Source organism: Bradyrhizobium tropiciagri (genome assembly GCF_001189845.1).
GTDB lineage: Bacteria > Pseudomonadota > Alphaproteobacteria > Rhizobiales > Xanthobacteraceae > Bradyrhizobium > Bradyrhizobium tropiciagri.
This window is the reverse complement of the sequence record NZ_LFLZ01000065.1, coordinates 17002-29586: the sequence shown is the minus strand read 5'-3', so window position 1 is coordinate 29586 and position 12585 is coordinate 17002. Positions and strand designations below refer to the sequence as shown.

Sequence of the window (12585 nt, the reverse complement as noted above, 5' to 3'; positions counted from 1 at the left end):
CCCACCATGGCTACAATGTGTTCCGAGTGATTTTGGCGGACGCGCCAGCCCCGACGGGCCCGTAATGACGAGGATGCGATGTCTTTGAAATTCCCTGCCGCGAACAAGCTCGTGGTGTTGCTTGCTGCGGCTGCCGTCACCGCAACCGCATTCGGCATGACCGCGGCCAACGCGCAGAGCCAGACCCCGAGCAAGCGCAAGCAGCAGGAGCAGTATGACCGCGACGGCCGCCGCTATTACGGCGCGCAGGGTCCGAACCGGGTCTATCAGCAGGGCCCACGCACCCGCGTTTACGTCACCACGCGCTCGTGGCTGGATGCCGGCACCGAAGTGCTGCCGGGCGACCGCAAGTTCAACGACTACGCCTATCCGCCTGATGTCGGCTATCCCTCGTTCGGACGCGAGAACAACAACCGCCCGATCGACCGCCAGCCGCTCAGCCCGCCATCCGACCTCGGCGGCTATCCGCGGACCTTCCCGCTGTACTGAGAATTTCGGCAAGCAGCCGATACGAAAATGCCCGGCTCCGGCCGGGCATTTTTGTTTTGGTTTCGTCATTCCGGGGCTCGCGAAGCGAGAACCCGGAATGACGCGGTACTCTTAAGCGTACAGCTTCTGCAATTCCTTCAGGATCGCTTCACCCATCTGGGTCGTGCTGGCAGGCGTGGTGCCTTCCGACTTGATGTCGGCGGTGCGCAGGCCGCTGGCGAGCACGGCCGCGATCGCGGCGTCGACCTTGTCGGCGAGGTCGCCCATGTCGAAGGAATAGCGCAGCGCCATGCCGAACGACGAGATCATCGCGATCGGGTTGGCGAGGCCCTTGCCTGCGATGTCGGGCGCCGAGCCATGCACCGGCTCGAACAGCGAGCGCCGTTTCTTGGTCTTGGCATCGACTTCGCCGAGCGAGGCCGACGGCAGCATGCCGAGCGAGCCGGTCAGCATCGCCGCGATGTCGGACAGCATGTCGCCGAACAGATTGTCGGTGACGATGACGTCGAACTGCTTGGGCGCCTTGACCAGGTTCATGCCGCCGGAATCGGCGAGCTGATGCTCCAGCGTGACGTCCTTGTATTCGCGTGCGTGAACCTGGGTCATGACCTCGTTCCAGAGCACACCCGACTTCATGACGTTGCGCTTCTCCATCGACGTCACCTTGTTGCGGCGCTTGCGCGCCAGGTCGAAGGCGACGCGGCCGATGCGCTCGATCTCGTAGGTGTCGTAGACTTGGGTGTCGACCGCGCGCTTCTGGCCGTTGCCGAGATCGGTGATGGTCTTCGGCTCGCCGAAATAGACGCCGCCGGTGAGCTCGCGGACGATCATGATGTCGAGGCCTTCGACGACGTCGCGCTTCAGGCTCGAGGCCTCCGCCAGCGCCGGGTAGCACACCGCCGGGCGCAGATTGGCGAACAGGCCGAGATCCTTGCGCAGCCGCAGCAGGCCGGCCTCGGGCCGCACCTCATAGGGCACGCTGTCCCACTTCGGACCGCCGACCGCGCCGAAGATCACGGCATCGGCCGCGGTCGCCTTGGCCATGTCGCCCTCGGAGATCGACACCTTATGGGCGTCGTAGGCGGAGCCGCCGACCAGGCCCTGCTCGGTCTCGAATTTGGCGATGCCCTGCGCATTCAGCCAGTCGATCACGCGCTGCACCTCGGCCATCACTTCGGGGCCGATGCCGTCGCCGGGGAGAAGCAGCAGTTTATGGGTCGCCATGGTCGTTACCTCACTCAATCGGGCATGCCCGTCATCGTCAGGCGCGAGTGCTAAAACGCCCCGGGCGGATTGGCAAGGCACCCCGAGCAGGGCCAAAATGGCCCTTGAGCGAGCCCGCCGCGCCCCAAGAAGCCAACAAGAAGCCAACAAGACGGACCTCATGACCGCAGCCATCGTCTACGCCTTCGCCTCGGCGATTTTCCTCGGCGCCGGGGTGGTGCTGGCGCAGCTCGGCCTGCGCACCGTCGAGCCGCTGTCGGGCGCCGCGATCAGCGTGCCCTCCTTCACCCTGCTGTTCCTGTTACTGTCCCCGCTGATCCTGCATGGCGAGCCGGTGGTCTGGCGCGCGCTGCCGATCTTCATGGCGATCGGCCTGTTCTTCCCGGCTTCGCTGACGCTTTTGACCTTTGCCTCGAACCGGGCGCTCGGGCCGGTCATCACCTCGACCTTGGGCAATCTGGCGCCCCTGTTTGCGGTCACCGCGGCCGTGGTGCTGCTGCACGAGCCGCTGCAGCCGCAGCAACTCGTTGGCCTCGTGGTCGCAGTCGCGGGCGCCGCCGTCATCACCGTGACCCGGCCGCGCGACCTCGGCCATTGGCGCAGCTGGGCCCTGCTGCTGCCGCTCACGAGCGCGCTGGTGCGCGGCATCGTGCCGCCGATCGCCAAGCTCGGGCTGGCGATCTGGCCGAGCCCGCTATGGGCCTGCCTGGTCGGCTATGTCATGTCCTCGCTGGTGGTGCTGACCGTGCAGCGGATCCGCAAGGGGAGCTTCATGGTGCAGGCGCCGCGCGAGGGCCACTTCTGGTTTGCACTGACCGGGATCAGCAACGGACTCAGCGCGCTGAGCCTGTTCGCCGCGGTCCGTAACGGCCCGATCACGCTGGTGGCGCCCCTTGCTGCGATCTACCCGCTGGTCACCGTGGCGCTGAGCGCTGTCATGCTCAAGCATGTCGAGATATCAGCGCGGATCGTCGCCGGAACCCTGCTGACCGTGATCGGCGTCGCGCTGGTCCTGATCGCCTGATTGCCCGATACGCAAGACAGTGTTGCTGCCGCCGGTGCTGTGCAGGACCGTCGCGGCCTGCCACAATGGCCGCATTGCCGGAGTGAATTGTGAGAGCCCCCGCCCCATCCTACCCGCATCCCGCGCGGCTGATCCTGATTTTATCGCTCGCACCGACGGTCGGTCTCGGCATCGGCCGTTTTGCCTATTCGTTGGTGCTGCCTGACATGCGCGATTCGTTGGCCTGGTCGTATTCGGCCGCCGGCTTCATGAACACGATCAACGCCGCCGGCTATCTGGTCGGCGCGCTGTTTGCCTCGCGGCTGATCCAGCGCTTTGGGCTCGCGACATCGGTGCGCTGGTCGACGCTGGCCTGCGTGCTATCGCTGGCGCTTTGCGCCCTCTCGGGCAATTTCGTGGTGCTGAGCTTTGCCCGCCTCCTGGTCGGCTTCGCTGCCGCGATCGGCTTTGTCGGCGGCGGCGCATTGGCGGCGACGATCGCGCAGTCGCGGCCGGAACGCGCCAACTTCCTGCTCAGCCTGTTCTATGCCGGGCCGGGCATCGGCATATTGGCATCCGGCCTGATCGCGCCCTTCGTGTTGCAGGGCTTCGGCGCCGGCTCATGGTGGATCGTGTGGTGGGCGATGACCCTGCTCTCGGTTATCATGACCGTGCCGCTGATGCTCGCGCCATTCCACACTGACGCGATCGCCGGCGGCTTCGTGCGGACCAAATTCGCGGTCACGCCGGTCCTGATCTATCTCGCCGCCTACTTCCTGTTCGGCGCGGGCTACATCGCCTACATGACCTTCATGATCGCCTATGTCCGCGACGGCGGCGGCGGCGCGGTGGCGCAGAGCGCGTTCTGGAGCCTGATCGGCGTCAGCGCATTCGTCACGCCGTGGGTCTGGCGGCGGGTGCTGGCGCTCGACCGCGGCGGGCTCGCGACAACGATCATCCTCGGCGTCAACGCGCTCGGCGCGGCGCTCCCGATCTTCGGCCACTCGCCGCTGCTGCTCGCGATCTCGGCACTGGTATTCGGCGTCGCGTTCTTCGCCGTGGTCGGCTCGACCACCGCCTTCGTGCGCTACAACTACCCGCCGGAAGCCTGGCCGACCGCGATCGCGGCGATGACCATCGCCTTCGGCGTCGGCCAGACGCTCGGGCCGATCGTGGTCGGCGCGATCACGGATGCGGTCGGCAGCCTGTCATTTGCGCTGAACGTCTCTGCCGCGATGCTCGCGCTGGGGGCGCTGCTGGCGGCGTTTCAGCGGAAGGCCGGGCCGTAGTCCTCCGTCGTCCCGGCCGAGTGCGCAATTGCGCACGGGGGCCGGGACCCATAACCACGAGTGGTTGTGATGGAAGGAAGCGTCTCCCCGCCTGCCCATTCCCGCTGCCGCGGAGTATGGGTCCCGGCTTTCGCCGGGACGACGGCTAACTTCCACTAAACGAATTATACCCCTGGTCTTCCCAGTAGCCGCCCTTGTAGTCGTTGGTGACTTCCATCGAGAGCACGTATTTCGGGTTCTTGAAGCCGAGCTTGGTCGGCACCCGGATCTTCATCGGAAAACCGTAGGCGCGCGGCAGGATCTGGTCGGCGAATTTGAACGTCATCTGGGTCTGCGGGTGCAGCGCCGTGCGCATGTCCAAAGGTGAATTGTAGCCGTCCTTGTCGGCGCACTGGAACCAGACATATTTGGCGCGCGTGTCGGCGCCAATGATCTTGAGGAAATCGCGTAAGGGTGTGCCGGTCCAGCTGCCGATCGCGCTCCAGCCCTCGACGCAGATGTGGCGCGTCACCTGCTTGACCTGCGGCAGCTTGTACAATTCGTCGAGCGTCCACGACTTCTTGTTGTCGACCAGCCCGCGCACCTCGAGCTTCCAGTCCGCGCCCGCGATCTCGGGCGCATCGTCGAGATCGTAATAGGCATTGAACGGGAACGGCTTGGTGATCATGCTCTCGGGGAAGGTCGGCGCCAGCGCGTCCGGATTGAAGATCCAGGCCTGCACTGCGTCATTGAACTTCGAGACCTTCTTCAGCAATTCCTCCGCCGACGACGAATCGACCACGTCGCAGCCGGTGAGCAGCGTCAGCGCGCCGAGGCTGGTGCCGGCCGTGATGAAGCGGCGGCGCGTCAGCTCCGGCATCGTCTTCACCGCATCGCGCACCAGCAGCTTCTTGTCGACACCGGGGATCAGGAGTTTTCTGAGACGACCCATAATACCCTCCCTCACGCCCGATGAGCATCGCGCGCAGGCTCTTCGGCACCAGCAGCGCGAGCGCGACATGGATCACCAGGAAGGCGACGATCAGCGCCATGCAGGTGAAGTGAACGTAGCGGGCGATGTCGTAGCCGCCGAACAGCGACACCAGCCAGTGCAATTGCACGGGCTTCCACATCGACAGGCCGGATAGCACGATGACGACGCCGACGGTGATGATGCCGGTATAAAGCAGCTTCTGCACCGAATTATACTTGCTGAGATCGTCATGCGACAGCTTGAAGGTCAGCGCCGCCTTGGTGTCGGCAATCACGCCGCCGGGGGTGATCGGCAGCAGCTTCTTGCGGAAGCGGCCGGTCGCAAAACCCAGCGCCAGATAGACCAGGCCGTTAACCATCAACAGCCACATCGCGGCGAAGTGCCAGAGCAGTGCGCCGCCGAGCCAGCCGCCGAGCGTGATACTGTGGGAGAAGGTGAAACTGAACAGCGGCGAGGCGTTGTAGATCTGCCAACCGGACATGATCATCAGGATCATCGCGAAGGCGTTGACCCAGTGCACGATCCGGACCCAGACCGGCTGGATCACCTTCGCCGGTGTTGCGGTCTCTGCCTGGTGGTCGCTGACGGCAAGGCTCGTCATGGAAGTTCTCTGCTGGTGGTCGTTACCGGCTTATACGCCGGGAACCGGCGTTCCGTTACGGGGTGGCGGATCATCAGTTCGATATAGGCCACTTCATGTGGTCACAAAAATGCGAGCCGGGGCGAGGCTCCGGCTCGCGATTTCGTCGGACCGGTCAGGGCCTAACCGGGCGGCCAGGTGTCACGACGCCGGCATCAGCACGGTGTCGACCACATGGATGACGCCGTTCGACTGGTTGACGTTGGAGATCGTCACCATCGAGGTGCCGCCCTTGGCATCGACGATCCAGACCTTGCCGTCCTGCCGCTTCACGGTCAGCTCCTCGCCCTCGGCGGTCTTCAGCAACTTGCCGTCGGTGAGGTCGGAGGCCTCGAGCTTGCCGGGCACCACATGGTAGGTGAGGATCTTGGTCAACGTCGCCTTGTTCTCGGGCTTGACGAGACTGTCGACGGTTCCGGCCGGCAGCTTGCCGAACGCGGCGTTGGTCGGCGCGAACACCGTGAACGGGCCCTTGCCTTCCAGCGTGCCGACCAGGCCCGCGGCCTTCACCGCGGCGACGAGGGTGGTGTGGTCCTTCGAATTGACGGCGTTCTGGACGATGTTCTTGGACGGGAACATCGCGGCGCCGCCGACCATCACGGTCTTTTCCTCGGCGCGGACCGGCGCGATGACGGTGGCAGTGATCGCGAGCGCGCTGAAGGCGGCGGCGGCGAGATAGGCAATACGCTTCGACATGATTTCGTCTCCCAATGGCTAATCTGGCCGGCGCGTCTCCGCCGGCGATGAAGGGGCAACAACGGCGCGGGTTGGTTGATGAGAGCGCCATCGTTGAGCTGAGCTACGCGAGGTTTTCCGGGCGGTTTCCGGAAATAATTCTTTGTGATTCCTGAAACCGGCGGCGGCGCGCTGCGTACGCGCGCTCATTGCACGACCTGCGCGCCATTCCATTCAGCGGAATGGACGCGTGCGCTGCCGCAAGCAATTTGCTTGCTGCCATTGTTCGATTGGTTCAGCCTGAGATTGCGGCGCAGCTTCGCCGCCGGCGGTCGTGGGGATGCCAGTCATGAGCAGCATTACGGCGGATGGGCGCGCCGCGCCGATGGTGAACGATGCCGGCAGCGACGTCGGACCGCTCGAACAGAAACACCTGCAATACGACAACTACCGCGCCGTCGCCGGCAGCACCGAGCTCACGAAAACCCATTGGCACATCGCCACCGCCAATGCGCTCGGCTGGGGCTTCGACGGCATGGACGGCGTGATCTTCGCCCTGATCTCGCCGATGGTGATCAAGGAATTCCAGCTCACCCTGCCGGAGTATCGCTCCGGCATGCAGATCGCGCTGTTCGTCGGCATCGCCGGGCTCTATTTCTGGCCGTGGCTCGCCGACCGCTACGGCCGCCGCACGCTGCTCGCCGTCAATATCGCACTGTTCTCGCTGTTGATGCCGGTCGCGGCGCTGTCGCCGACCTTCGCGGTGTTCGTGATCGCGCGCTCGCTGCTGTTCTTTGCGCTGAACGGCGAATGGTCGCTCGGCTCGATGCTGGTGGCGGAGACCTGGCCGGCGCGACTGCGCGGCCGCGTCATCAGCATCACGCGTTCGGCCTGGTGCCTGGGCGCGACGCTTGCCGGTGCGATCACCGGCCTCGTCGCCGCCAATTTCGGCTGGCGTATCGCCGTGATGGTGCCCGGCGTGATCGCGCTGCTCGCGATCTATATCCGCTCGACCTGTCCGGAATCGCCCTATTGGGTGCGTTCGCAGGACCGCAAGCGGCACATCTCCGAGACGCTGGCGCGCGGCGGCACGGTCAGCGACGACGACCGCAACTGGTTCACCAAGGCCAAGTCGGTCGGCATCAGCCAGGTGTTCATGCCCGACGTGCTGCCCTCAACCCTAGTCGCACTGTTCGTTGCCTGCGCCTCGACCTGCATCTACGGCACGGTCGGCGCCTGGATGCCGCTGTATCTGTCCACCGAGAAGCACTGGTCGACCGCCGAATACAGCCTGTTCTACGTGTTCTACGGCCTCTGCGGCTTCGTCGGCCTGTGCGTCGTCGGCTGGCTGATCGACAAGATCGGCCGCCGCCGCACCTTCATCGTGACCCTGATCGAGGGCGCGATCTTCATGACTCTCTGGGTCTATTCCGAAGACCGCGTGCTGCTGTGGACGTTCGGGCTTCTCTGGTGCCTCGGCTTCCTCGGCTTCTGGGGCCCGAGCACGACCCTGACGGCGGAGATCTTCCCGACCCGGATCCGGGGCGCTGCCAACGGCGTGGTCTGGGCGATCGCCTATTTCGTCGGCTTCGTGCTGTTTCCCTTCGTCTCGATCGCACTCCAGCAGCACACCGGCTCGTTCGCGCTGGCGTTCCTCTGCATCCCGGTGCTGATGATCGCGATGGCGATCGGGGTCTTCCTGTTCGTACCGGAGCATACCGGCAAGGAGCTGAACGAGATCAGCGAGTGAGGTAGAGCGCGATGGCGATATCCATCAACGCTGTCGTCCCGGCCAAGCGAAGCGCGAGCCGGGACCATAACCACGAATAGTCGTTTGGCGAAGGCTGCGGCTCCAGCGTACGCAACAACCAATATCGGTGGTTATGGGTCCCTGCTTTCGAAAGCAGGGACGACTCGTTGATAGAGCTCGGCCTAATCCCTGTTCGCCGGCGTCTGGATGAATCCCCGGTTATGCGTCGGGCTGATCAGGATCTCGTTCATGCAGACCCGCGCCGGCATGCTGGCGACGAAGGCGATGGTGCGGCCGCAATCCTCGGGCTGCAGCATCTTGGCCTGCTCGGCCTCGCTCGGCACCACCGGCCGCTGCTTCAGGATCGGGGTCGCGACCTCGCCCGGCGACAGGCAGCAGGCGCGCAGGCCGTTGATGCATTCGTCCATGTTGAAGGAATGGGTCAGCGCCAGCACCGCGTGCTTGGTCGTGGTGTAGGCCGGGCCCGGCATCTTCGAGACGTGGCGGCCGGCCCACGAGGCGACGTTGATGATGCAGCCGTCCTGCTGCTTGCGCATGGTCGGCAGCACCGCGCGCATACAATAGAGCACGCCGTTGAGGTTGACCTCGACCAGCTTGTCCCAGCCTTCCAGTTCCATGTCGGCCCAGCTGCGCTTCGGCACATTGATGCCGGCGCTGTTGACCAGGAGGTCGATGCGGCCGTGCTTGGCGACGATCGCCTCGGCCGCCTTGTTGACGTCGGCCTTGCTGCTGACGTCAAGCGGGATCGCCTCGGCCTTGCCGCCCTTTTTCGTGATGTTGGCCACCACGCGGTCCAGCTCTTCCTTGCGGCGGCCGGAAACCACCACCGTCCAGCCGTCCGCAGCCAGGAATTCCGCCCCGGATTCACCGATTCCCGTTCCACCGCCGGTGACCCAGGCCACGCGTTTCCCATTATTTGTCATGCAAACTGTCTCCGTTGCTTTCCGAAGGGCGTTTTTGCTAATCCAGCCAGACCTTTCCGGCTCTTTCGCCCTTCGGGGGATGTTGCATGAACACGACCACCAACGCCAACCTGTTTTCCCGCCTGTTCGACGGCCTCGACGATCCCAACCGGCTGGCGATCGAGCAGCTCGACGGCAGCCGCATCACCTATGGCGATCTGATCGCGCGCGCGGGCCAGATGGCGAATGTGCTGGTTGAGCGCGGCGTCAAGCCGGGTGACCGGGTCGCGGCGCAGACCGAGAAGTCGGTCTCGGCGCTGGTGCTCTATCTTGCGACCGTGCGAGCCGGCGGCGTCTATCTGCCGCTCAACACCGCCTATACGCTGAACGAGCTCGAATACTTCATCACCGATGCCGAGCCGACGGTCGTGGTCTGCGATCCCTCGAAGCTCGAAGGCATCAAGGCGATCGCCGCCAGGGTCGGCGCGAAGGTCGAAACGCTCGATTCCAGCGGCAGGGGCTCGCTCACCGAAGCCGCCGACAAGGCGCCGAAGGAATTCGCGACCGTGTCACGGGCAAACAACGATCTCGCCGCGATCCTCTACACCTCGGGCACCACCGGCCGTTCCAAGGGCGCGATGCTGTCGCACGACAATCTCGCGTCGAACTCGTACTCGCTGGTCGATTACTGGCGCTTCACCGACAAGGACGTGCTGATCCACGCGCTGCCGATCTATCACACCCACGGCCTGTTCGTGGCGAGCAACGTGACGCTGTTTGCGCGCGCCTCGATGATCTTCCTGCCGAAGTTCGATCCGGACGCGATCCTGAAGCTGATGGCCCGCGCCACCGTGATGATGGGCGTGCCGACCTTCTATACCCGCCTGTTGCAGAACCCCGGCCTGAACAAGGACGCGACAAAACACATGCGGCTGTTCATCTCAGGTTCGGCGCCGCTGCTCGCCGACACCCATCGCGAATGGTCGGCGCGTACCGGACATGCCGTGCTCGAGCGCTACGGCATGACCGAGACCAACATGAACACCTCGAACCCCTATGACGGCGATCGCGTGCCCGGCGCCGTCGGTTTCGCGCTGCCCGGCGTGACCGTGCGGGTCACCGATCCCGAATCCGGCAAGGAGCTGGCGCGCGAGACCATCGGCATGATCGAGGTGAAGGGCCCGAACGTGTTCCAGGGCTACTGGCGGATGCCGGAGAAGACCAAGTCCGAATTCCGTGGCGAGGGCTTCTTCATCACCGGCGACCTCGGCAAGATCGACGACAAGGGCTACGTCCACATCCTCGGCCGCGGCAAGGATCTCGTGATCTCGGGCGGCTTCAACGTCTATCCGAAGGAGATCGAGAGCGAGATCGACGCCATGCCCGGCGTGATCGAGTCGGCCGTGATCGGCGTGCCGCATGCAGATTTCGGCGAAGGCGTCACCGCCGTGCTGGTCTGCAGCAAGGGCGCCGATATCAGCGAGGCCTCGGTACTGAAGGCGCTCGACGGACGGCTCGCCAAATTCAAGATGCCCAAGCGCGTGTTCGTGGTCGACGAATTGCCGCGCAACGCGATGGGCAAGGTGCAGAAGAACATTCTGCGGGATACGTATAAGGATATTTATTCGAAGGCTTGAGGGGACGCGAAGTTTCGCGAGGGACCATGAAGCGGGAGCAGGCTGACCGGATCAACGATCACTTGCTCGATGCCTGGGAGGCGATCCACAAGGCGAGAATGGCCGTCGCGGGCCTTGCCAAGGCCGAGCGGGTCAAATTTGACAACCTGCTTCACGAAGTCGTCTCCGACTTGCAGGACAAGGTGCTGTTGCAGATCTGGGAGCAATATCCCGATCTGATCCCGCCGGAAAATGATCGTACGCCACCCGAGATATGCAGCGAGCTGACTTGGAACGACGTAAATCTCCCGTCATCGGTAGGCGAAGGCCAGCTCGACGAGATCATCCTCTCGCTCTTGAGGTCGCAGTGGCAGAAGGTGGCGGTACTTCTCACCAATGCCGGGAAGCGTTGCGAGCAGCTCGGCTTACCTATCAGTCACGAGGTGATCGCAGCGCGATTGCGGCTACTCTCAGATTCCGATCGGATTGAAGGTGTTGGCGACCTTCGAATATGGGGCGGCAGTGAAGTCCGATTAAAGGATTAGTTTGTCGTCTGGATGGAGCCAACGGGTTGCGCGAATGCGCGCCCAATATTTGCAAGGTGTAGTCACGAGGCCTTTGGCATGAATCGAGAGCGGGCGGCCGAATTAAAGAAACATCTCCTGAAAGTGAGCCGGGCACTCGATCGTACAGTCATCGCCACGAAGGAAATCGACAAGGTCGATTACGACGCCTTGTTGGAGCATCTGACCAAGGCCTGCGAAGTCGTCTACAAGAAACTGTTCGACCTCTATGACCAGTATCCGGAGCTGGCGCCGCGACCGAAACGTCCACGGATCAGCAGCACGCTCACCTGGGATGAGGTTTCGCCAAGCCTGTCCATATCGGTCACCAAACTCGACCAGATCATCTTCTCTGTCATGGAGCCAAAATGGCGGACGATGATGATGATTGTGGGTCAGGCACTTGTGGCGTGTGACGACATCGGGTTGGCGATCAGCAGTGAGACGATCGCGGCCCGGATTCAGGCATTGGCAGGTGCGGGCCACTTTGAGTGCCAGGGCGACCTGCGGTACTGGGGCAATAGCATGATCCGAAGGCCTCGCTTGTGGGCCAGGTGTCGTAGCCTTCCCGGCTAATGCCCGCCGACGAGGCTGATCACGAACCGCCCACCGACGATGAAGAGATAGGTCCCGAACGCCACTTCGAGCGCCCGCTTCGACAGCGCGTGCGCGACCTTCACGCCGAGCGGTGCGGTGACCAGCGTGGTCGGCATCACCAGCAGCGCACCGATCAGCGAGACGTAGCCGAGCGCAAACGGCAGTTGCAGTGCGGCGACGTCGGGGAAGCGCGCGGCGGCGGGCCAGCCGGCATAGACGTAACCCAATGCACCGGGGATCGAGATCAGCACCGCGAGCGCCGAGGAGGTCGCGACCGCCTGATGGATCGGCCGGCCGTAGAAGGTCATCAGCAGATTGGCGAACAGGCCGCCGCCGATGCCCATCAGCGTCGACAGCAGGCCGACGAAGAAGCCGTAGACACGCATCAGAAAACCGTTCGGCACGTCGTCGCCGAACTTCCAGGTCTCGCGCGCCAACAGCAGTCGCGCCGCCGCCGACCAGGCCACCATCACGAACACGATCTTGAACAAGCGCTCCGGCGCGAAGCGCGCGGTGACGCTGCCGGCGGCGACGCCGATCACGATCGGCAGCCACCAGCGTTTCAGGATTTCCATGTCGACCGCGCCGCGCCGATAATGGGCGCGGAACGAGCTCAGCGACGTCGGGATGATGATCGCGAGCGAGGTACCGATGCAGAGCGGCATCCGCACTTCGAGCGGCACGCCGGCGAGGCGAAAGCATTCGTAGAACACCGGCACCAGGATCGCGCCGCCGCCGATGCCGAACAGGCCGGCGAGAAAGCCGGACAGCGCACCGACCGCGATCAGCAGCAGCGCAAGCTCGAGCAATTCCTTGGGATCCAGGCCGGCCATCATGTCCCTT

Annotated in this window: 12 protein-coding genes and 1 pseudogene; 7 read left to right on the top strand and 6 right to left on the bottom strand. The window is 64.1% G+C overall.

Annotation, left to right across the window (positions count from 1 at the left end; genetic code table 11):
* The first annotated feature begins 78 nt into the window (after positions 1 to 78).
* Positions 79 to 489: a hypothetical protein gene (locus AKN84_RS49500; protein ID WP_050424959.1), complete on the top strand. Its 411-nt coding sequence runs from the start codon at positions 79 to 81 to the stop codon at positions 487 to 489.
* Positions 490 to 600: 111 nt separating this feature from the next.
* On the opposite strand, the gene leuB is transcribed toward AKN84_RS49500, so the two are convergent.
* Positions 601 to 1713, bottom strand: coding sequence for a 3-isopropylmalate dehydrogenase (gene leuB, locus AKN84_RS34720; RefSeq protein WP_050424958.1), 1113 nt, complete (start codon positions 1711 to 1713; stop codon positions 601 to 603).
* Positions 1714 to 1873: 160 nt separating this feature from the next.
* Here leuB and AKN84_RS34715 point away from each other — a divergent pair, with 160 nt between their 5' ends.
* Positions 1874 to 2737: a DMT family transporter gene (locus AKN84_RS34715; protein ID WP_050424957.1), complete on the top strand. Its 864-nt coding sequence runs from the start codon at positions 1874 to 1876 to the stop codon at positions 2735 to 2737.
* A gap of 89 nt (positions 2738 to 2826) precedes the next feature.
* Positions 2827 to 4005 (top strand): YbfB/YjiJ family MFS transporter, encoded by a 1179-nt coding sequence (locus AKN84_RS34710; protein WP_050424956.1) that lies wholly within the window; start codon positions 2827 to 2829, stop codon positions 4003 to 4005.
* A 145-nt stretch (positions 4006 to 4150) separates the two neighbouring features.
* Here AKN84_RS34710 and AKN84_RS34705 read toward each other — a convergent pair whose 3' ends face one another.
* From AKN84_RS34705 to AKN84_RS34695, 3 genes and pseudogenes are all read right to left on the bottom strand, one after another.
* The gene (locus AKN84_RS34705) at positions 4151 to 4936 is read right to left on the bottom strand and encodes a molybdopterin-binding protein (RefSeq protein ID WP_050424955.1); all 786 of its coding nucleotides are present in this window, start codon (positions 4934 to 4936) and stop codon (positions 4151 to 4153) included.
* Positions 4937 to 4949: 13 nt separating this feature from the next.
* Positions 4950 to 5579, bottom strand: a pseudogene (locus AKN84_RS34700) (cytochrome b/b6 domain-containing protein); the annotation flags it as partial.
* Between the two features lie 180 nt (positions 5580 to 5759).
* Positions 5760 to 6314, bottom strand: a complete 555-nt coding sequence (locus AKN84_RS34695; protein WP_050424954.1) for a fasciclin domain-containing protein — start codon at positions 6312 to 6314, stop codon at positions 5760 to 5762.
* Between the two features lie 328 nt (positions 6315 to 6642).
* Between AKN84_RS34695 and AKN84_RS34690 the strand changes: the two genes are divergently transcribed.
* Entirely contained in the window at positions 6643 to 8043 is a 1401-nt protein-coding gene (locus AKN84_RS34690) for an MFS transporter (protein WP_050424983.1), read from the top strand.
* A 182-nt stretch (positions 8044 to 8225) separates the two neighbouring features.
* On the opposite strand, the gene AKN84_RS34685 is transcribed toward AKN84_RS34690, so the two are convergent.
* A complete protein-coding gene (locus tag AKN84_RS34685; protein ID WP_050424953.1) occupies positions 8226 to 8987 on the bottom strand; it encodes an SDR family oxidoreductase in 762 nt (253 codons plus the stop codon).
* A gap of 86 nt (positions 8988 to 9073) precedes the next feature.
* Here AKN84_RS34685 and AKN84_RS34680 point away from each other — a divergent pair, with 86 nt between their 5' ends.
* The 3 genes from AKN84_RS34680 to AKN84_RS34670 all read left to right on the top strand — a co-directional run bounded on the left by AKN84_RS34680 (position 9074) and on the right by AKN84_RS34670 (position 11721).
* Complete coding sequence (locus AKN84_RS34680) at positions 9074 to 10603, top strand: malonate--CoA ligase (protein ID WP_050424952.1); 1530 nt, start codon at positions 9074 to 9076, stop codon at positions 10601 to 10603.
* A gap of 26 nt (positions 10604 to 10629) precedes the next feature.
* The gene (locus AKN84_RS34675) at positions 10630 to 11127 is read left to right on the top strand and encodes a hypothetical protein (RefSeq protein ID WP_050424951.1); all 498 of its coding nucleotides are present in this window, start codon (positions 10630 to 10632) and stop codon (positions 11125 to 11127) included.
* A 78-nt stretch (positions 11128 to 11205) separates the two neighbouring features.
* Positions 11206 to 11721, top strand: coding sequence for a DUF3658 domain-containing protein (locus tag AKN84_RS34670; RefSeq protein ID WP_050424950.1), 516 nt, complete (start codon positions 11206 to 11208; stop codon positions 11719 to 11721).
* Here AKN84_RS34670 and AKN84_RS34665 read toward each other — a convergent pair.
* Complete coding sequence (locus AKN84_RS34665; protein WP_050424949.1) at positions 11718 to 12578, bottom strand: sulfite exporter TauE/SafE family protein; 861 nt, start codon at positions 12576 to 12578, stop codon at positions 11718 to 11720. The genes AKN84_RS34670 and AKN84_RS34665 overlap by 4 nt on opposite strands.
* Between the last annotated feature and the right edge of the window lie 7 nt (positions 12579 to 12585).